The following is an 18,407-nucleotide window of genomic DNA, read 5'->3' on the forward strand; positions in this document are numbered from 1 at the left end:
ACGCCCACTTTAGTTGAGCGTTGAACTTCTTGCCACCCCCAACAGAGAAAGCCCGGAGGGCATTCCCTCCGGGCTCCACCGGTGACGGCCGGCCGGCCGGCCGCGCGGCGACGGCGCCTAGCCGTACATGCGGCGCATCGCGAAGTCGACCATCTGCTCGACGGCCTTCGCGTCGAACACCATCCGGTGCTCGCCCTCCATGTCCAGGACGAAGCCGTACCCGGTGGGCAGCAGGTCGATCACCTCGGCGCCGGTGATCACGAAGTACTTGGACTCCTTGCCCGCGTACCGGCGCAGCTCCTTGAGCGAGGTGAACATCGGGATCACCGGCTGCTGGGTGTTGTGCAGCGCCAGGAAACCGGGGTTGTCGCCGCGCGGGCAGTAGACCTTGGAGGTGGCGAAGATCTGCTGGAAGTCCTCGGCGGCCATCTGCCCGGTGGTGAAGGCGCGCACCGCGTCCGCGAGCGAGGGCGGCGACGGCTCGGGGTACAGCGGCGGCTGCTGCCCGTAGCCGCCGGCCATCGGCTGCTGGGGCGGGGCGTACTGCTGCTGGGCACCCGCGTTCTGGTCATAGCCGTACATGGGGAGAAGCGTACCGAGCCGCCCGCCGCCCGAAAGGCCCATGGGGCCGGAACCTCACGGGCCGGCCGGGAGGTCCGGGGGCACCGGTGGAGCCCGGCCAGGAAGGCGCCGACCGCTTCGTCCGGATGGTCCCCGGCATGGGGCAGGGCGGCGTCGCACACCCCGATGACCACGTCGAAGAACCGGACGGTCCCCGGGTCGCAGGGGAAGGACCGTCCCGGGCCGCAGGGGGCCGTGCTCCTGACGATCCGCCCGACGAGGTGGGGCGTTCGCCCGTCTCCCCGCCCAGCAGGTCCCGGGCGTGCCGGACCTCCCCCGGATCGCCGATCCGGACGATCGCCCGCTCGCGGGTGACGTCGGCGGACTCGGAGGAGGCCGGGCCGGCCGCGCGGGCGGGCCGGGCCGGGCCGGGCCGGGCCGACGGACAGCGTCACCGCCGCCACGAGGCCGCCGAGCCGGGCCTGAAGTCGTCGCACGAAGAGCTCCGGTCACGCCGGGAACCGGAGCCGTCACGGAAAGCGGCGGAGCGATGACGGGACACACCGGGCGGGAGCGGCGGCTCGCCTGAGCGGGTGGCGCTTGAGACGTGTCACAGAGGGACGGTGCGGGGTTGCTTCTTATTACCGACGGGTAGCATCATCGGAGCTACTAGTTGGTACGTGTACAGGGCGCGAGGATCCAGTGCCTCGCCGATCTCTCAACGGAGCCGTCGCCATGGGGCACTACAAGCCGAATCTCCGGGACATCGAGTTCAACCTCTTCGAGGTGCTCGGCCGTGACAAGGTGTACGGCACGGGCCCGTTCGCGGAGATGGACGCGGACACCGCCAGGAGCGTCCTCGAGGAACTGTGCCGCCTCTCGGAGAACGAGCTGGCGGAGTCCTTCGCCGACGCCGACCGCAACCCGCCGGTCTTCGACCCGGAGACCAACACCGCGCCGGTCCCCGCCTCCTTCAAGAAGAGCTACCAGGCCTTCATGGACTCCGAGTACTGGCGTCTCGGCCTGCCCGAGGAGATCGGCGGCACCACCTCCCCGCGCTCCCTCATCTGGGCCTACGCGGAGCTGATCCTCGGCGCCAACCCGGCCGTGTGGATGTACTCCTCCGGCCCGGCCTTCGCGGGCATCCTCTTCGAGGAGGGCAACGAGGTCCAGAAGCACATCGCCAAGATCGCCGTCGAGAGGCAGTGGGGCTCGACGATGGTCCTCACCGAGCCGGACGCCGGCTCGGACGTCGGCGCCGGCCGCACCAAGGCCGTGCAGCAGGAGGACGGCTCCTGGCACATCGAGGGCGTCAAGCGCTTCATCACGTCCGGCGAGCACGACATGTCGGAGAACATCCTCCACTACGTCCTCGCACGCCCCGAGGGCGCCGGCCCCGGCACCAAGGGCCTGTCCCTCTTCCTCGTCCCGAAGTACGAGTTCGACTTCGAGACCGGCGAGCTCGGCGAGCGCAACGGCGTCTACGCCACCAACGTCGAGCACAAGATGGGCCTCAAGGCCTCCAACACCTGCGAGATGACCTTCGGCGACCGCCACCCCGCCAAGGGCTGGCTGATCGGCGACAAGCACGACGGCATCCGCCAGATGTTCCGCATCATCGAGTTCGCCCGCATGATGGTCGGCACGAAGGCGATCTCCACCCTCTCCACGGGCTACCTCAACGCCCTGGAGTACGCCAAGGAGCGCGTCCAGGGCCCCGACCTGGCGAACTTCATGGACAAGACCGCCCCCAAGGTCACCATCACGCACCACCCGGACGTCCGCCGCTCCCTCATGACGCAGAAGGCGTACGCGGAGGGCATGCGCGCGCTGGTGATGTACACCGCCTCCGTCCAGGACGAGATCCAGGTCAAGGAGGCGAACGGCGAGGACGCCTCCGCCGCGCACGCCCTCAACGACCTGCTCCTGCCCATCGTCAAGGGCTACGGCTCCGAGAAGGCCTACGAGCAGCTCGCCCAGTCGCTCCAGACCTTCGGCGGCTCCGGCTTCCTGCAGGAGTACCCGATCGAGCAGTACATCCGCGACGCCAAGATCGACACCCTGTACGAGGGCACCACGGCGATCCAGGGCCAGGACTACTTCTTCCGGAAGATCGTCCGCAACCAGGGCGCCGCGCTGAACTCGCTCGCCGAGGACATCAAGAAGTTCCTGGCGCTCGCCACCGGCGGCGAGGAGCTGTCCGGCGCCCGCGAGCACCTCGCCAAGGCCGCCGTCGAGCTGGAGGCCATCGTCGGCCTGATGCTGACCGACCTCGCGGCCACCGAGCAGGACGTCAAGAACATCTACAAGGTGGGTCTCAACACCACCCGCCTGCTGCTCGCCTCCGGCGACGTGATCGTCGGCTACCTGCTCCTCAAGGGCGCCGCCGTGGCCGCCGAGAAGCTGCCGACCGCGTCCGCCAAGGACAAGGCCTTCTACACCGGCAAGATCGCCGCGGCGAAGTTCTTCGCGGCCAACGTCCTGCCCGGCGTCACCCTGGCCCGCAAGGTCGCCCAGGGCGTCGAGCTGGACCTGATGGAGCTGGACGAGGCCGCCTTCTAAGGCCCCCGCGGGGCCTTCGGGCCCCGTCCTCCACAGTCCCCACACACCCTCGCGAGGGCCCGCTCCCGGCAGACGGGAAGCGGGCCCTCGCACGTCGTTAAGGTGAACCCATGAGCGCACCCTCCCGCTTCGACCGCGGCCACACCGACGACCTGATGTCCTTCCTGGCGGCCAGCCCGACGCCGTACCACGCGGTGGCGAACGCCGCCGAGCGCCTGGAGAAGGCCGGTTTCCGGCAGGTCTCGGAGACGGACGCCTGGGAGGGGACGACGGGCGGCACGTACGTGCTGCGCGGCGGCGCGATCGTGGCCTGGTACGTCCCCGAAGGCGCCGAGCCGCACACCCCCTTCCGCATCGTCGGCGCGCACACCGACTCCCCCAACCTGCGCGTGAAGCCGCGGCCCGACAGCGGCGCGCACGGCTGGCGGCAGGTCGCCGTGGAGATCTACGGCGGGCCGCTGATGAACTCCTGGCTCGACCGCGACCTGGGCCTGGCCGGCCGCCTCTCCCTGCGCGACGGCTCGACGCGCCTGGTCGACGTCGACCGTCCGCTGCTCCGCGTCCCCCAGCTCGCCATCCACCTGGACCGCAACGTGTCGGCGGAGGGCCTCAAGCTGGACAAGCAGCGCCACCTCCAGCCCGTCTGGGGCCTCGGCGACACCGTGCGCGACGGCGACCTCATCGCGTTCCTGGAGGAGGAGGCCGGCCTGGAGCCCGGCGCGGTCACCGGCTGGGACCTGATGACCCACTCCGTGGAGCCCCCCGCGTACCTGGGCCGCGACCGGGAACTGGTGGCCGGTCCCCGCATGGACAACCTGCTGTCCGTGCACGCCGGGACCGCCGCCCTGACCGCCGCCGCGACGTCCGGCGCCGGTCTCCCCCACATCCCCGTGCTCGCCGCCTTCGACCACGAGGAGAACGGCTCCCAGTCGGACACCGGCGCGGACGGCCCGCTGCTCGGCGGCGTGCTGGAGCGCTCGGTGTTCGCGCGCGGCGGTTCCTACGAGGACCGGGCCCGGGCCTTCGCCGGCACCGTCTGCCTGTCCTCCGACACCGGGCACGCCGTCCACCCCAACTACGCGGAACGGCACGACCCGACACACCACCCGCGCGTCAACGGCGGCCCCATCCTCAAGGTCAACGTGAACAACCGCTACGCCACGGACGGTTCGGGACGCGCGGTCTTCGCCGCCGCCTGCGAGAAGGCGGACGTCCCCTTCCAGACCTTCGTCTCCAACAACTCCATGCCCTGCGGCACGACCATCGGACCGATCACCGCGGCCCGGCACGGCATCCGCACCGTCGACATCGGCGTGGCCATCCTGTCGATGCACAGCGTCCGGGAGCTGTGCGGCGCCGACGACCCGCACCTGCTGGCGAACGCGCTGGTGGCGTTCCTGGAGGACTGAGCCCGCGCCGCGCTCCCGGCCGGAACACCCTTGCCCCGCATGGCTGTTCCGGCCGGGGGTACCCGAACGGAACCGGATCGACCGGAAAGCCGGACCGACCGGACCTACAGGGAGGCGACACTCATGGGCCTCGGCGGATGCATCATCCTCATCGCCGTGGGAGCCATCCTCACGTTCGCGACCGACTGGGACATGCAGGGCGTCAACCTCGACCTGGTCGGTGTCATCTTCATGATCGTCGGCTTGATCGGGGTCGCGACGTTCAGCAGCATCGCCCGGCGCCGCCGCGTCGTGATGCCGCCGACGACCCCCGTCGTCGAGGAGCGGCCCCACCACCACACGCGTGACGGCTACAGCGACGGTTACGGCGTCTGAGCGGTGCCGGACACCCCGGGCGTGCACGGCGTCCGTCCCGTCCGGGAGCCCGCCCCGGCCCGGCCGGCGCCGCGGCCGAAGGCCCGGGCCCGGGGGGCCGGGTTCGGCCTGTCGGCCTACCGGCCGCGTCCCGGTGCGTCCGGCGGGGAAGCGGTCGGATCATGAGATTCCTCGTGTACGACCGGCTCCTCGGCTTCGGTGACGACTACTGGATCGAGGACGCCGAGGGCAACAAGGCGTTCCTCGTCGACGGCAAGGCGATGCGGCTGCGGGACACCTGGGAGCTGAAGGACGCCCGGGGACGGGTGCTCATCGACATCCACCAGAAGATGTTCGCCCTGCGCGACACGATGGTGATCGAGCGCGCCGGCGAGCCGCTGGCCACGCTGAGGCGCAAGCGGCTGTCGCTGCTGCGCAACCACTACCGGGTCTCCCTGGCCGACGGCACCGAACTGGACGTCAGCGGCAGGATCCTCGACCGGGAGTTCGCCATCGAGTACGACGGCGAACTGCTGGCCGTCGTCTCCCGGCGGTGGCTGACCCTCCGGGACACCTACGGCGTGGACGTCGTCCGCGACGACGCGGACCCGGCGCTGCTGATCGCGCTGACGGTGTGCGTGATCCACCTGGCGGAGAAGGAGCGGGAGAGGGGGCAGGAGGAGGGCGACGAGGACGGGTGAACCCGCCGCCCTCCCGTCACCGGCGCGGTGCCCGAAGGCCCAGGACCCGGTCCTTGAGGGCCGGGAACTGCTCCCGGGTGCGGGCCACCTCCGCCGGGTCGAACTCCACCGTGAGGACCTCCTCGTCCGCGCCGGCCTCCGCCAGCACCTCGCCCCAGGGGTCGACCACGGCCGAGTGACCGGCCTGCGGGACCCCGGCGTGCGTCCCGGCCGTCGCGCAGGCGAGCACGAACGCCTGGTTCTCCACCGCCCGCGCCCGGGCCAGAAGCGTCCAGTGGGACCGGCGGCGCTCCGGCCAGCCCGCCGGGACGACGAGGGTCTCGGCACCGGCGTCGACGAGGCCGCGGAAGAGTTCGGGGAAGCGGAGGTCGTAGCAGGTCGCCAGGCCGAGGGTCGTCTCCGGCAGGCGGGCCGTCACCAGTTCGTCCCCCGCGCCCATCAGCACGGCCTCGCCCTTGTCGAAGCCGAAGCGGTGGATCTTGCGGTAGGCGGCCGCCAGGCCACCGTCGGGGGAGAGGACGAGGGAGGTGTTGTAGAGCCGTCCGTCGGCGGCGCGCTCGGGGACGGACCCCGCGTGCAGCCACACCCCCGCGTCGCCCGCCGCCTTGGCCATGGCCTCGTACGTCGGCCCCCGGAGCGGCTCGGCGCACGTGCCGAACTCCTCGAAGGCGAACGCGCCCGTGGTCCACAGCTCCGGCAGGACGACGAGGTCGGCGCCCGCCTGTTCCCGGACGAGCGACGCCGCGCGCAGGCGGCGCGCTTCGACGGGTTCGTCCTCGTTCACGGCGATTTGGATCAAAGAGGCGCGCACACTACCACCGTCCTGGCATTCGAGCCGTCCACTCGGGCCTACGATCGTCACACGAAAGCACTGCCGGGGTGCCGCACAGCAGCGTAACTTGGGGGTTCCCGCGGTTCGAGAGCAGCCGAGGACCGGGGGGAGTCCCGAGACCGCGCCGACCGCAGCCGCCTCCCACTGGCACCGCCGCCACAACCTGCCCGTGTACCGACCGCCGAGGGGTCCCGTTCCGTGAGTCTGCATCCCACCCTCCAGCCCTACGCCGACGCCTGGACTCACTCCATCGAGGCGATATCCGAGCTGGTCCAGACGCTTGTGGAAGCAGAGTGGAACCGCCGCACCCCCTGCCCGGGCTGGTCGGTGCGGGACGTCGTCTCGCACGTCATGGGCCTGGACTCCGAGATGCTCGGCGACCCGCGCCCCATCCACACGCTCCCGCGCGACCTGTTCCACGTCACCAACGAGCACCAGCGGTACATGGAGATGCAGGTCGACGTCCGCCGCCACCACACGGCGCCCGAGATCACGTCCGAACTCGAGTACATGATCATCCGGCGCAACCGCCAGCTGCGGAACGAGTCGCGCGACCCCGGCGCCAAGGTGCGCGGCCCCTACGGGCCGGACCTGACGCTGGAGGAGTCCATGCGCCGGCACGCGTTCGCCGTGTGGGCGCACGAGCAGGACCTGCGCACGGCCCTCGGCCGCCCCGGCAACCTCGACTCCCCCGGCGCGCACGTCGCCCGTGACGTGCTGCTCGCCGAGCTGCCGGGCGTCGTCGCCGAGCGCGCGGACGCGCCGCGCAGCTCGGCGGTCGTCTTCGACGTGCACGGCCCGGTCGAGTTCCTGCGCACGATCCGCGTCGACATCCAGGGCCGCGGCACCCTGGAGGCGGTCCCCGCCCTCGGCCCGGCCGCCGCCCTCACCCTCGACTGGGAGACGTACGTCCGCCTGGCCTGCGGCCGGGTGAGCCCGGACGCGGTCGCGGACCGCGTCAAGACGGAGGGCGACCCGGACCTGGCGGCGGCGATCCTGCGCAACTTCACGGTGACGCAGTAGCTCCGGGCGGTGATGCCGGTCCGTCCCGGGGGCGCCCCTCCGGGGGAGTCCGAGGACGAGGCCGTCCGGACCGAAGCAGGAGTCCGGGGCGGCCCACGCCCACGCCCCCACGCCCACGCCCACGCCCACGCCGGGCGCCTACACGGGCACGTGGACCGTCTCCACCCGGCTGGCGACCGACCGTTCCCGCTCCCGACGCGCCGCCCGCTTCCGCAGCCGCAGGATCTGCGTGACGCCCACCGCCTGCAGCACGAACACCGACGAGAACGCCACGGCGTAGTCGTCCCCGGTCGCGTCCAGCAGCACCCCGATCGCGAACAGCGTGGTCATCGACGCGACGAAGCCCCCCATGTTCGTGATCCCGGACGCCGTCCCCTGCCGCTCCGGCGGATTCGCCGGCCGCGCGAAGTCGAAGCCGATCATCGACGCCGGTCCGCACGCGCCGAGCACCACGCACAGCACGACCAGCAGCCACATCGGCGCGTGCTCGGCCGGGTAGACCAGCGTCGCCGCCCACAGGGCCGCCGTCGCGCCCACCGTGCCGAGGGCCAGCGGCAGCCGGGCCGCGTGGTGCCGGGCGATGACCTGGCCGTAGACCAGGCCGACCGTCATGTTGGACAGCACCACGAGGGTGAGCAGTCCGCCGGCCGTGCCCCGGGACAGCCCCTGGGCCTCCACGAGGAACGGCAGGCCCCACAGCAGCAGGAAGACCATCGCCGGGAACTGGGTGGTGAAGTGCACCCACAGTCCCAGCCGGGTGCCCGGCTCCCGCCAGGAGGCGGCGATCTGCCGCCGTACGTACACGGCCCCCTGGTGCGGCACCGGCTCCGGCTCGTGTCCCTCGGGGTGGTCCTTCAGGAACAGCACCAGCAGGACGAGGACGACCACGCCGGCGAGCGCGCTGCCCGCGAAGGCCGCCGTCCAGCCGATGCCGTGCAGCAGGCGGGCGATGACGAGCGTGGAGACCAGGTTGCCCGCCATGCCGACCAGCCCGGCGAGCTGGGCGACCATCGGCCCGCGCCGGGCCGGGAACCAGCGGGTGCCGAGCCGCAGCACGCTGATGAACGTCATCGCGTCGCCGCAGCCGAGCAGCGCCCGCGAGGCGAGCGCGGTGCCGTACGTCGGCGAGAGGGCGAAGCCCAGCTGCCCCACCGTGAACAGGACGGCGCCGATGCCCAGCACCCGCTTGGTGCCGAGCCGGTCGACCAGCAGGCCGACGGGTATCTGCATGCCGGCGTAGACCAGCAGCTGGAGGATGGAGAAGGTGGACAGGGCCGAGGCGCCCACGTGGAAGCGGTCGGCCGCGTCGAGGCCGGCCACGCCCAGGGACGTGCGGAAGATGACGGCGACGAAGTAGACGGCGACGCCGATGCTCCAGACGGCGATCGCGCGCCGTCCCCCGGGCGGATCGCCCGGCAGGGTGTTCCCGCCCGGCACTGCGGAACTCATCGGACCTCACCCCGCGCCAGGTGCGAGAACCAGCCCACGTGCCGGTGGACGACGCCGACGGCCGCCTCCGCGTCCCCGGAGCGCAGCGCGTCGAGGATCTCCTCGTGCTCGGTGAGCGTCTTGGCGATCCGGTCGGGATGGGAGTGCATGACGGCGACGCCCATGCGCAACTGGCGGTCGCGGAGCTGGTCGTAGAGGCGGGAGAGGATCTCGTTGCCGCCGCTGCGGACGATCTCGGCGTGGAAGCAGCGGTCGGTGACGGAGGCGGCGGTGAAGTCGCCGGCGGCGGCCTGCTCGTGCTGGCGGGCGAGCAGTTCCTCCAGCCGCTCGATGAGGCCGGGCGGGGCGGGTACGGCCTTGCGCGCCGCGTGCTCCTCGACCAGCAGCCGGGTCTCCACCACGTCCGCGATCTCCTGGGCGGAGACGGGCAGGACCAGGGCGCCCTTCTTCGGGTAGAGCCGGAGCAGCCCCTCGACCTCGAGCCGGAGCAGCGCCTCCCGCACCGGGGTGCGCGAGACACCCACGGCTTCGGCGAGTTCGCCCTCGGTGAGCAGGGTCCCGCCCTCGTAGCGACGCTCGAGGACGGCCTGTTTGACGTGGGCGTACACGCGGTCGGCGGCGGGGGGTTGCTTCACGGCCATGGTCATGCCCACAGGATAGATACAACAGGGACGCAAGAGGGACACCGTCCAGCATCCGGACGCGCATGCACTCGTCCGGGGGACGCGCCCGCCGACGGCACAACCGTTCGTGCTATTCACGTGTCCCACAGGCGCGGCCCATGCTGGACCGACCACAACCGGGCCTCACCACAGCGGATTTCACACCAATCGGGGTATCTCACTTGATAAACGGTATTCAGGGCGTCCGCCTCCGCCGTGCCGTCGCCGTCACCGTGACCACCGGCGCCGTGCTCGCGTCCGGAGCCCTCGCCACCGCGCCCGCGCAAGCCGCCGCGCCCGCACGGGCCGTCGCCGCGCCCGTGCAGGCCGTCGCCGTGCCCGCGATCGCCGCCAAGGGCGCCTTCGTGATGAACGACGCGACCGGCAGGTCCCTCTACACCAAGGGCGCGGACACCAGACGCTCCACCGGGTCCACGACCAAGATCATGACCGCCCAGGTCGTGCTCTCCCAGCCCAAGTTGAACCTGGACGCCAAGGTCACGATCCAGAAGGCGTACAGCGACTACATCGTCTCGAGGAACGCCTCGTCCGCGCGCCTGATCGTCGGCGACCAGGTGACGGTCAGGCAGCTGCTGTACGGCCTGATGCTGCCGTCCGGCTGCGACGCCGCCTACGCGCTGGCCGACAAGTTCGGCACCGGCAGGACGCGTGCGGAGCGGGTGAAGTCGTTCATCGGCAAGATGAACTCCACCGCCAAGAGCCTCGGCCTGAAGAACACGCACTTCGACTCGTTCGACGGCATCGGCAACGGCAGCAACTACTCGACGCCGCGCGACCTGACGAAGCTCGCGAGCAGCGCGATGAAGAACTCCACCTTCCGCACCATCGTCAAGACCAGGAACTACACGGCGAAGACGAGGACGAAGAGCGGCGGCACCCGCACGATGGCGCCGTGGACCAACACGAACACGCTGCTGGGCAGTTACAGCGGCGCGATCGGCGTGAAGACCGGCTCGGGCCCGGAGGCCAAGTACTGCCTGGTCTTCGCCGCGACCCGCAAGGGCAAGACGGTGATCGGCACGGTCCTGGCCTCCACGTCCACGACGCAGCGCGCCACGGACGCCACGAAGCTCATGAACTACGGCTTCGCCAAGTAGGACCGACGTCCGGACAGACCGCCACCACGGGCCCGTCGCCGCCGCGACGGGCCCGTTCTCTGTACCGATGAAGCGCATGGTGATAATTTCAATAGCACCATGCTGCTGAGTCTGGACAAGACCGACACCCACCCCCTGCACGAGCAGGTCGCCGGCGCCGTCCGGCGCGCCATCGCCGAGGGCGAGTGCGGCCCCGGCGACCGCCTGCCCTCGGCACGCGACCTCTCCGAGGCCCTGGACGTCAACGTCAACACCGTGCTGCGCGCACTGCGCGGCCTGCGCGACGAGGGCCTGCTGGAGTTCCGCCGGGGCCGGGGGGTGACCGTGGCCGCGGGGGCCCACCGGCGCTCCGGGCTGCAGATCCGCGTGCGCGAGCTGGTCGCCGAGGCGGCCCGGCTGGGCTACAGCAGGACCGATGTCATCGACATGATCAGGGGGGTGCCGTGAGGGACACGACGGTGGCGGCCAGGACGACGGCGGCGGTCTGGACGGCCGGTGTCACCGCCGTCCTCGCGGGACTGCCGCTCGCGGTACGGGACCGGCTGCCCGACCGTCTGGCGACCCACTGGGACCTGGACGGAGGGGCTCCCGACGGCTCGATGCCCCTGTGGGCGGCGTCCTTCGTCCCGGCGCTGCTCTGGCTGGTGTCGGCGGCGGCCGCGGCCGTCCCGCTGCTGCGGAGCGGCCCGCGGACGGCCCGGCCGTGGACCGCCGCGGTGCTGCTGCCCGTCGGCGTGGTCCTGGGCGGCGCGCAGGCCGCCGTCGTCCGGGCCAACCTGGACCGCGCCGACTGGCACGAGGCCCGGCAGCCGACCGCGTGGCTGATCGCGCTCCTCGCCGCGGCCGTGCTCGCGTCCGTGGCGGGCCTGCTGGCCACCGCCCGGCGGACGGCGGCCCGGGGGGACGGCGCCGAGCAGGAGGCGAACGCCCCGGCGCTGGAGATTCCCGAGGGGCGGCGGCTGGTGTGGTTCTCGCGGACGGCCAACCCCTGGCTCCAGCTGCTGGCGGCGGTGACCGGCCTCGTCGCCGTGTCCGCGCTGGTCGCCCTGGTCGGCGGACTGGCCGATCCGGGCGGCCTGTGGGCACTGATCGCCGGCTGCGCCGCCGCGTCCCTCGCCTGTGCCGTGTTCTCCTCGGTGCAGGCGCGCGTCTCGGAGCGCGGTCTGGAGGTGTCCTTCGGCCCCCTCGCCTGGCCCCGGCGCCGCTGGGCGCCCGGCGACATCGACACGGCGCGCGCCGAGGTCCGCCGGCCCTCTCAGGTGGGCGGCTGGGGCTACCGCCTCAGCGGTCTGGGCACCACGGTGATGCTGCGCGCCGGGGACTGCCTGGTCATACGGCCCCGGGGCCGCCGTACGGACTTCGCGGTGAGCGTCGACGACGCGGAACGGGGCGCGGCCCTCCTCAACGCGCTGCGCGCAGGCCGGACTTCCTGACACCGCCCCGGAACGGCCCCAGGAGGTCACCGTGACACGGGGAGGGGGCGAGCCCTTCCGCCCCGCCGTCCCCCATGCACACACCCGGCGTCCGGTGCAGCAGTTCTCGATCAGCTTCGCTCGCAGTCGTGAACCTCCCCGAACCGGCTGGCATATGCCTCCGGCCCCGCTCTACGTTCCGCGGCGGAGGTGGTTCACATGAACGAACCCGGCAAACGACAGGGCTCCGCCGAGCGGCGCGAGGCGATCGACATCAGCGACTTCGTGTACGCGGCCACGGGCGCCCGGGTGCGGAGGCTGACCATGCCGGACGGAACTCATTGGTTTCCGGCGGTGGACGTCTGCAAAGAACTCGGGCACTCCAACTCCCGTCAGGCTCTCGCGGATCACGTCCCCGACGAGCACCGAGAGATTCTCGAGACCGTAACTGGAGCTTACGGTCTCAGCATTCCCGCAGGTAGACAGTGGCGTCGAGACTTGAACGTCATCTCGCTGCACGGCCTGATCCTGCTCGTCAACGCCTGCACCAAACCGGCCTGCGCGCCCTTCAAGCAATGGGTCGCCGAAGTCGTCGAGACCGTGCAGCGCGAAGGTTCGTACTCTCTCGACGAGGCCGAGGTGCAGCCTTCCGAGCCAGGTGCGCCGATCGCCTACGCCATGCCGGAACAGGTCGCGGAGGCCATCGTCCGGCTGGAGGCGCACAACCTCCGGCTGGACGAGGAGCTGGCCGACGGGCAGCGCACGTCGATCGCGTTGCAGAGGGAGAACCTGGCCGCGCAGAGGGACGCGCTGGACGTGCAGAGGGAGACATTGGCCGTGCAGAAGGCCACCCTCGCCGTGCAACAGGCCATGGTCCGGGCGATGGAACGCATCGCGGACCGGTTCGACACCCTGGTCCTCCAGCGTCACACGCCCCGTGGCCGTGTCACCGCCCTGCCCACCACGGAGTCCGTGTTGGCCGACTGGCGGCAGCGGCTGTCCGTGACCCAGGACGTGTGGGCGGTGGCCGTGGTGATCGCCCCGGTGCTCGTCGGACAGGGTGAGCTGCGCGAGCCGCCGGAGTCGATCTCCGCGCGCACGGGGCTCTCCGTGCGCCGCGTCGACGCGTGCCTCCGGCTGCTGCGCGAGCACGGCTGCATCCACCCGCGGGGCGGGTCAGAGGGCGGGGACCCGGTGTACGTGCTCCACCGAGGATGATCCCGGCACGGCAGGAGGGGCGCCGCGACACGAACGTGCGGCGCCCCTCCTGTTCATGGGCCTACTCGGCTCGTGGGCTCACGCCCAGGTGATCAGCCGTTTGGGCTGCTCCAGGATCGCCGCCACGTCGGCGAGGACCTTGGAGCCCAGCTCGCCGTCGACCAGGCGGTGGTCGAAGCTCAGTGCCAGCGTGGTCACCTGACGCGGCTTCACCCTGCCCTTGTGGACCCAGGGCTGGGGCTTGATCGCACCGACCGCGAGGATCGCGGACTCGCCCGGGTTGAGGATCGGCGTCCCGGTGTCGACGCCGAAGACGCCGACGTTGGTGATGGTCACCGTGCCGCCCTGCATGGCGGCCGGGGACGTCCTGCCCTCCCGGGCCGTCGACACCAGCTCGCCCAGGGACTCGGCCAGTTGCGGCAGCGTCTTGGCGTGGGCGTCCTTGATGTTCGGCACGATCAGGCCGCGCGGGGTCGCGGCCGCGATGCCCAGGTTCACGTAGTGCTTGACCACGATCTCCTGAGCGGCCTCGTCCCAGGACGCGTTGATGTCCGGGTTGCGCTTGATCGCCACGAGCAGGGCCTTGGCGACCAGCAGGAGCGGGTTCACCCGCAGGCCCGTGAACTCCTTGTCCTGCTTCAGCTCCTCGACCAGCTTCATCGTGCGCGTCACGTCGACCGTCACGAACTCCGTGACGTGCGGCGCCGTGAACGCCGAGCCGACCATCGCCGCGGCCGTCGCCTTGCGCACGCCCTTGACCGGGACGCGGGTCTCGCGCGCCGTGTCGTACGACGCCGCGGGCGCCGGGGCCGCGGGGGCGGGCGCGGCGGGGGTCGCCTCGGGCGCCTCGGCCGGTGCGGGCGCGGGTGCCACCGCGGCGTGCACGTCCTCGCGCGTGATGACGCCGTCCGGGCCGGAGGGCACCACGGTCGCCAGGTCGACGCCGAGGTCCTTGGCCAGCTTGCGCACCGGCGGCTTGGCCAGCGGGCGCTCGCGGGTGACCGGTCCGTGGCCGTTCATCTCGGCCTGGATCGCGGCCGACGCCTCCTGGGCCGGGGCCGCCGGACCCTTGCGGGGGCGGCGGCGGGTCGAGGAGGTGGCGACCCCGTAGCCGACCAGGACCGGCTGGCGGCCCTCCGGCTTCTTCTCCTCCTCGGCCGGTGCCGGCGCGTCCGCCGCGGGCGCCCCGGCAGGTTCCGGCGCGGCTTCCTGCGCCGGGGCGGCGGCCGCGCCGTCGCCGACGGCCACCGCGATGATCGACGTGCCCACGTCGACCGTGGTGCCCTCGGGGAAGTGCAGCTCGCGGACCACCCCGTCGTAGGGGATGGGCAGTTCGACCGCGGCCTTGGCCGTCTCGACCTCGCACACGATCTGTCCGTCGGTGACCGTGTCACCGGGCTGGACGTACCACTTGAGGATCTCGGCCTCGGTGAGTCCCTCGCCCACGTCGGGCATCTTGAACTCGCGCACCGCGCTGTCAGTCATCGTCGTCAACGCCCTCTCCTCAGTACGCCAGCGAGCGGTCGACGGCGTCCAGCACCCGGTCCAGGTCGGGCAGGTACTCCTCCTCCAGGCGGGCCGGCGGGTACGGCGCGTGGTAGCCGCCGACCCGGAGCACCGGGGCCTCCAGGTGGTAGAAGCAGCGCTCGGTGATCCGCGCCGCGATCTCCGCGCCCGAGCCCAGGAACACCGGCGCCTCGTGCACCACGACCAGGCGGCGGGTCTTCTCCACCGACGCCTGGACCGTGTCGAAGTCGAGCGGGGAGATGGACCGCAGGTCCACCACCTCCAGCGACCGGCCCTCCTCGGCCGCCGCGTCGGCGACCTCCTGGCAGAGCTTCACCATCGGGCCGTAGGCGACCAGCGTGAGGTCGGTGCCCTCGCGCACGACCCGCGCCTTGTGCAGCGGGCCCGGGATCGCCTCGGTGTCGACCTCGGCCTTGTCCCAGTAGCGCCGCTTGGGCTCGAAGTAGATCACCGGGTCGTCGCTCTGGATGGCCTGCTGCATCATCCAGTAGGCGTCCCCCGCGTTCGACGGGGAGACCACCTTCAGGCCCGCCACGTGCGCGAACAGCGCCTCGGGCGACTCCGAGTGGTGCTCGACCGCGCCGATGCCGCCGCCGTAGGGGATGCGGATGACGACCGGCATCTTGACCTTGCCGAGCGAGCGGGCGTGCATCTTGGCCAGCTGCGTGACGATCTGGTCGTAGGCCGGGAACACGAAGCCGTCGAACTGGATCTCCACCACCGGGCGGTAGCCGCGCAGGGCCAGGCCGATGGCGGTGCCGACGATGCCGGACTCGGCCAGCGGGGTGTCGATGACCCGGTCCTCGCCGAAGTCCTTCTGCAGCCCGTCGGTGACGCGGAAGACGCCGCCGAGCTTGCCGACGTCCTCACCCATGATCAGGACCTTGGGGTCCGTCTCCAGCGCACGGCGCAGCGACTCGTTGATCGCCTTGGCCAGCGCCATCTTCTCCGCTGCCATCTCAGACCCCCTCGGCCTCTGCGAACGACGCCTGGTAGGCGGCGAACTGGGCACGCTCCTCGTCGACGAGCGCGTGCCCGTCCGCGTACACGTTCTCGAAGATGGCGAACCGGTCCGGATCCGGCATGGCACGGACCACTTCGCGCACCCGCTTGCCCAACGCCTCGCTCTCCGCCTCCAGTTCCCCGAAGAATCCCTCGTCCGCGTGGTTCGCGGACTCCAGGTAGCGGCGCAGGCGCAGGATCGGGTCCTTCGCCTCCCAGGCGGCCCGCTCGTCGTCGTGCCGGTAGCGGGAGGGGTCGTCCGAGGTGGTGTGGGCGCCCATGCGGTACGTGAACGCCTCGATCAGCGCCGGGCCCTCGCCGCGCCGTGCGCGCTCCAGCGCCCACCGGGTGACCGCCAGACAGGCCAGCACGTCGTTGCCGTCGACGCGGACGCCGGGGAAGCCGAAGCCCTGGGCGCGCTGGTACAGCGGCACGCGGGTCTGCTTCTCGTTGGACTCCGAGATCGCCCACTGGTTGTTCTGGCAGAAGAAGACCACCGGGGCGTTGTAGACGGCCGCGAAGTTGAACGCCTCGTTGACGTCGCCCTGGCTGGAGGCGCCGTCGCCGAAGTAGGCGACCACGCCGGAGTCCGCGCCGTCCTTGGCGACGCCCATCGCGTAGCCGGTGGCGTGCAGCGCCTGGGAGCCGATGACGATGGTGTAGAGGTGGAAGTTGTTGCTGTTGGGGTCCCAGCCGCCGTTGTTCACGCCGCGGAACATGCCGAGGAGATTGGTCGGGTCCACCCCGCGGCACCAGGCGACGCCGTGCTCGCGGTAGGTGGGGAAGACGTAGTCGTCCTCGCGGGTGGCGCGGCCGGAGCCGATCTGGGCGGCCTCCTGCCCCAGCAGCGAGGCCCACAGGCCCAGCTCGCCCTGACGCTGCAGCGCGGTGGCCTCGGCGTCGAAGCGCCGGGTGAGCACCATGTCGCGGTACAGGCCGCGCAGCTCGTCGGGGGTGATGTCGGCGACGTACTCGGCGTACTCCGCGTAGGCCGCCTTCCTGACGCGCTTGCCCTCGGGCGTCAGCAGCTGCACGAGCTCCGTCCCGGAGCCCTTCTCGGCAGTGGTGCGGGTGGTGCGCTTGGCGCCGGTGGTGCCGGCCTCGGTGCCGGTGGCGCCGGCTCCCTTGCTTCCGGCGCTGCGTCGCGGCTTGCGCGCGGCAGTGCTCTCCACGGTCACGTGTGCTCCTCCGTCGGTCCGGCCCCCGGGTTCGCCGGGTGCCAGTGCGGCTCACCTGCGGCCCGTCGGTCGCACAGGGTGGGTGCGGCCCGGTCGGGAACAGGCGTGACAGGTGCCCCGGCGAGCATCCCTGCAAAAGGCACGTTACCCAGTGCTCCACATTTCTGTGAAACCCCTCCTGACCTGCGTTTTTACTCGGATTTCCAAGTAAATCGGCGAAGTGGGGAAGTTTTACTGGTCACAGCCTCGCAGGGGGCCGGAACAACGGCACGTTATCCCGGCCACCCCGGGCACGGGAAGAGCCCGTGTCCGAGACCGAGCGCGTGCGCGAAAAAGGGAAAATCCGAGCATTCCTCCTGGACGACCACGAGATCGTCCGCCGGGGCGTGCACGACCTGCCGCGGGGGAGGCCGACATCGAGGTCGTCGGCGGGCCGGCACGGCGGACGACGCGCTCGCCCGGGTCCCGGTCACCCGTCCGGACGTCGCGGTGCTCGACGTGCGGCTCCCGGACGGCAGCGGGAGGCAGGCGTTCCGCGAGATCCGCTCCCGCGACGAATCCGTCCGGTGCCTGACGCTCACCTCCTGCGCCGACGACGAGGCCCTCTTCGACGCGGTCATGGCGGGCGCGTCCGGCTACGTCCTCGAGGACGTCCGGGGCGCCGAGCCGCTGTCCGCCGTGCGGGACGTCGCCGCCGGGAGGTCGCTGCTCGACCCGGCGGCCACCGCACGGGTGCCGGAGCGGCCGCGCGACGGAGCCACCGGGTCGACGACCGGCTCGCCCGCCCGACCGGGCAGGAGCGCCGCATCCTGGAGCTGATCGGCGAGGGACTCACCGTCCGGGCGATCGGCGAACGGCTGCACCCGGCCGAAAAACGATCAGGAATGACGTGTCGAGTCCGCTGTCCGAGCCCGGAATGCGGCGGCGTTCGCAGGCGGCGGCCTTCGCGGCGCGCATACAGGCGGAGAAACACCGGGAGGAGCCGAGGAACACCGACGGTTCCGTAATCGGAACGGCTGGGAACTGCTCGGGACCGCTCGGAACTCGTGTCCCCTCACGGCGGACGGGCGACTCCGTCTCCCCGCGGCCCCCGCACGCACGTGCGTCCCTGCCCTCCGGCGCCCGGCTCACCGCCGGCCTGCTCGGCCGAGCCGCGGTTCGGCTCCGTGCACGGCGCGGAGGGCGCCGCCGGTTCCACGCGCGCGTCCCGGAACGCGACGCGCGCGTGGAGCCCGCTTCCGGGCCGCACGCGCGCGTGGGGAACAGGCGGGTCAGACTCCTCCGCCTCCGAGGCCGCCCGGGACGCCGGTCGCGCCGCCCTCGCCGCCGCCGGTGCCGACCGTCGGCTCACCACCGCCGTCCGTCGGCTCACCGCCACCGTCCGTCGGCTCACCGCCAC

General features: G+C 71.9%; 16 protein-coding genes and 2 pseudogenes. 10 read left to right on the forward strand and 8 right to left on the reverse strand.

Annotation, left to right across the window (positions count from 1 at the left end; translation table 11 throughout):
• Window positions 1-117: 117 nt before the first annotated feature.
• Together ACZ4V6_RS08065 and ACZ4V6_RS08070 are read right to left on the reverse strand one after the other, a co-directional pair.
• Entirely contained in the window at window positions 118-582 is a 465-nt protein-coding gene (locus ACZ4V6_RS08065) for an SseB family protein (RefSeq protein ID WP_467823770.1), read from the reverse strand.
• A 56-nt stretch (window positions 583-638) separates the two neighbouring features.
• Window positions 639-1,058: pseudogene (locus ACZ4V6_RS08070) on the reverse strand (BP74-related protein); the annotation flags it as partial.
• A gap of 238 nt (window positions 1,059-1,296) precedes the next feature.
• Here ACZ4V6_RS08070 and ACZ4V6_RS08075 point away from each other — a divergent pair.
• The 4 genes from ACZ4V6_RS08075 (at window position 1,297) to ACZ4V6_RS08090 (ending at window position 5,587) form a co-directional block, all read left to right on the forward strand.
• On the forward strand, window positions 1,297-3,123 hold the full coding sequence (locus ACZ4V6_RS08075; protein ID WP_467823772.1) for an acyl-CoA dehydrogenase: 1,827 nt from the start codon (window positions 1,297-1,299) through the stop codon (window positions 3,121-3,123).
• A 110-nt stretch (window positions 3,124-3,233) separates the two neighbouring features.
• Window positions 3,234-4,532 (forward strand): M18 family aminopeptidase, encoded by a 1,299-nt coding sequence (locus ACZ4V6_RS08080; protein ID WP_467823775.1) that lies wholly within the window; start codon window positions 3,234-3,236, stop codon window positions 4,530-4,532.
• 123 nt (window positions 4,533-4,655) lie between these two features.
• The gene (locus ACZ4V6_RS08085; protein WP_077796302.1) at window positions 4,656-4,907 is read left to right on the forward strand and encodes a DUF6458 family protein; all 252 of its coding nucleotides are present in this window, start codon (window positions 4,656-4,658) and stop codon (window positions 4,905-4,907) included.
• A 161-nt stretch (window positions 4,908-5,068) separates the two neighbouring features.
• Window positions 5,069-5,587 carry an LURP-one-related/scramblase family protein gene (locus tag ACZ4V6_RS08090; RefSeq protein ID WP_467823778.1) on the forward strand — a complete coding sequence of 173 codons (519 nt, stop codon included), beginning with the start codon at window positions 5,069-5,071 and terminating at the stop codon, window positions 5,585-5,587.
• A 16-nt stretch (window positions 5,588-5,603) separates the two neighbouring features.
• Here the strand turns inward: ACZ4V6_RS08090 and ACZ4V6_RS08095 are convergent, their stop codons facing one another.
• Window positions 5,604-6,398 (reverse strand): carbon-nitrogen family hydrolase, encoded by a 795-nt coding sequence (locus ACZ4V6_RS08095; protein ID WP_467823780.1) that lies wholly within the window; start codon window positions 6,396-6,398, stop codon window positions 5,604-5,606.
• Between the two features lie 219 nt (window positions 6,399-6,617).
• On the opposite strand from ACZ4V6_RS08095, the gene ACZ4V6_RS08100 reads away from it, so the two are divergent.
• Complete coding sequence (locus ACZ4V6_RS08100) at window positions 6,618-7,442, forward strand: maleylpyruvate isomerase family mycothiol-dependent enzyme (protein ID WP_467823782.1); 825 nt, start codon at window positions 6,618-6,620, stop codon at window positions 7,440-7,442.
• Between the two features lie 138 nt (window positions 7,443-7,580).
• On the opposite strand, the gene ACZ4V6_RS08105 is transcribed toward ACZ4V6_RS08100, so the two are convergent.
• Both ACZ4V6_RS08105 and ACZ4V6_RS08110 read right to left on the reverse strand, forming a co-directional pair.
• Complete coding sequence (locus tag ACZ4V6_RS08105; protein ID WP_467823784.1) at window positions 7,581-8,891, reverse strand: MFS transporter; 1,311 nt, start codon at window positions 8,889-8,891, stop codon at window positions 7,581-7,583.
• Window positions 8,888-9,538 carry a GntR family transcriptional regulator gene (locus tag ACZ4V6_RS08110; protein ID WP_467823787.1) on the reverse strand — a complete coding sequence of 217 codons (651 nt, stop codon included), beginning with the start codon at window positions 9,536-9,538 and terminating at the stop codon, window positions 8,888-8,890. The genes ACZ4V6_RS08105 and ACZ4V6_RS08110 overlap by 4 nt, the downstream gene beginning before the upstream one ends.
• A gap of 197 nt (window positions 9,539-9,735) precedes the next feature.
• Between ACZ4V6_RS08110 and ACZ4V6_RS08115 the strand changes: the two genes are divergently transcribed.
• The 4 genes from ACZ4V6_RS08115 to ACZ4V6_RS08130 all read left to right on the forward strand — a co-directional run bounded on the left by ACZ4V6_RS08115 (window position 9,736) and on the right by ACZ4V6_RS08130 (window position 13,301).
• Window positions 9,736-10,671, forward strand: a complete 936-nt coding sequence (locus tag ACZ4V6_RS08115; protein WP_467823789.1) for a D-alanyl-D-alanine carboxypeptidase family protein — start codon at window positions 9,736-9,738, stop codon at window positions 10,669-10,671.
• A 99-nt stretch (window positions 10,672-10,770) separates the two neighbouring features.
• The gene (locus ACZ4V6_RS08120; RefSeq protein WP_467823792.1) at window positions 10,771-11,118 is read left to right on the forward strand and encodes a GntR family transcriptional regulator; all 348 of its coding nucleotides are present in this window, start codon (window positions 10,771-10,773) and stop codon (window positions 11,116-11,118) included.
• Window positions 11,115-12,104 (forward strand): DUF1648 domain-containing protein, encoded by a 990-nt coding sequence (locus ACZ4V6_RS08125; RefSeq protein ID WP_467823794.1) that lies wholly within the window; start codon window positions 11,115-11,117, stop codon window positions 12,102-12,104. The genes ACZ4V6_RS08120 and ACZ4V6_RS08125 overlap by 4 nt, the downstream gene beginning before the upstream one ends.
• A 198-nt stretch (window positions 12,105-12,302) precedes the next feature.
• Window positions 12,303-13,301, forward strand: a complete 999-nt coding sequence (locus tag ACZ4V6_RS08130) for a BRO-N domain-containing protein (RefSeq protein WP_467823797.1) — start codon at window positions 12,303-12,305, stop codon at window positions 13,299-13,301.
• 78 nt (window positions 13,302-13,379) lie between these two features.
• Here ACZ4V6_RS08130 and ACZ4V6_RS08135 read toward each other — a convergent pair whose 3' ends face one another.
• Genes ACZ4V6_RS08135 through pdhA form a run of 3 tightly spaced genes read right to left on the reverse strand, consistent with a single transcriptional unit; the run spans window position 13,380 to window position 17,008 of the window.
• Complete coding sequence (locus tag ACZ4V6_RS08135; protein WP_467824336.1) at window positions 13,380-14,786, reverse strand: dihydrolipoamide acetyltransferase family protein; 1,407 nt, start codon at window positions 14,784-14,786, stop codon at window positions 13,380-13,382.
• 19 nt (window positions 14,787-14,805) lie between these two features.
• Window positions 14,806-15,786: an alpha-ketoacid dehydrogenase subunit beta gene (locus ACZ4V6_RS08140; RefSeq protein WP_467823799.1), complete on the reverse strand. Its 981-nt coding sequence runs from the start codon at window positions 15,784-15,786 to the stop codon at window positions 14,806-14,808.
• A gap of 1 nt (window position 15,787) precedes the next feature.
• Window positions 15,788-17,008 carry a pyruvate dehydrogenase (acetyl-transferring) E1 component subunit alpha gene (gene pdhA / locus ACZ4V6_RS08145; RefSeq protein WP_467823801.1) on the reverse strand — a complete coding sequence of 407 codons (1,221 nt, stop codon included), beginning with the start codon at window positions 17,006-17,008 and terminating at the stop codon, window positions 15,788-15,790.
• Between the two features lie 323 nt (window positions 17,009-17,331).
• Here pdhA and ACZ4V6_RS08150 point away from each other — a divergent pair.
• Window positions 17,332-17,978 (forward strand): annotated as a pseudogene (locus ACZ4V6_RS08150) (response regulator transcription factor); the annotation flags it as partial.
• Window positions 17,979-18,407 lie beyond the last annotated feature (429 nt).

The organism is Streptomyces sp. NPDC029152 (genome assembly GCF_055564355.1).

What these genes read in the sequence shown, in the direction of transcription:
- ACZ4V6_RS08065 (WP_467823770.1), bottom strand. Translation starts at nt 582, where the DNA reads ATGTACGGCTATGACCAGAACGCGGGTGCCCAGCAGCAGTACGCCCCG.
- ACZ4V6_RS08075 (WP_467823772.1), top strand. Translation starts at nt 1,297, where the DNA reads ATGGGGCACTACAAGCCGAATCTCCGGGACATCGAGTTCAACCTCTTC.
- ACZ4V6_RS08080 (WP_467823775.1), top strand. Translation starts at nt 3,234, where the DNA reads ATGAGCGCACCCTCCCGCTTCGACCGCGGCCACACCGACGACCTGATG.
- ACZ4V6_RS08085 (WP_077796302.1), top strand. Translation starts at nt 4,656, where the DNA reads ATGGGCCTCGGCGGATGCATCATCCTCATCGCCGTGGGAGCCATCCTC.
- ACZ4V6_RS08090 (WP_467823778.1), top strand. Translation starts at nt 5,069, where the DNA reads ATGAGATTCCTCGTGTACGACCGGCTCCTCGGCTTCGGTGACGACTAC.
- ACZ4V6_RS08105 (WP_467823784.1), bottom strand. Translation starts at nt 8,891, where the DNA reads ATGAGTTCCGCAGTGCCGGGCGGGAACACCCTGCCGGGCGATCCGCCC.
- ACZ4V6_RS08110 (WP_467823787.1), bottom strand. Translation starts at nt 9,538, where the DNA reads ATGACCATGGCCGTGAAGCAACCCCCCGCCGCCGACCGCGTGTACGCC.
- ACZ4V6_RS08120 (WP_467823792.1), top strand. Translation starts at nt 10,771, where the DNA reads ATGCTGCTGAGTCTGGACAAGACCGACACCCACCCCCTGCACGAGCAG.
- ACZ4V6_RS08130 (WP_467823797.1), top strand. Translation starts at nt 12,303, where the DNA reads ATGAACGAACCCGGCAAACGACAGGGCTCCGCCGAGCGGCGCGAGGCG.
- ACZ4V6_RS08135 (WP_467824336.1), bottom strand. Translation starts at nt 14,786, where the DNA reads ATGACTGACAGCGCGGTGCGCGAGTTCAAGATGCCCGACGTGGGCGAG.
- ACZ4V6_RS08140 (WP_467823799.1), bottom strand. Translation starts at nt 15,786, where the DNA reads ATGGCAGCGGAGAAGATGGCGCTGGCCAAGGCGATCAACGAGTCGCTG.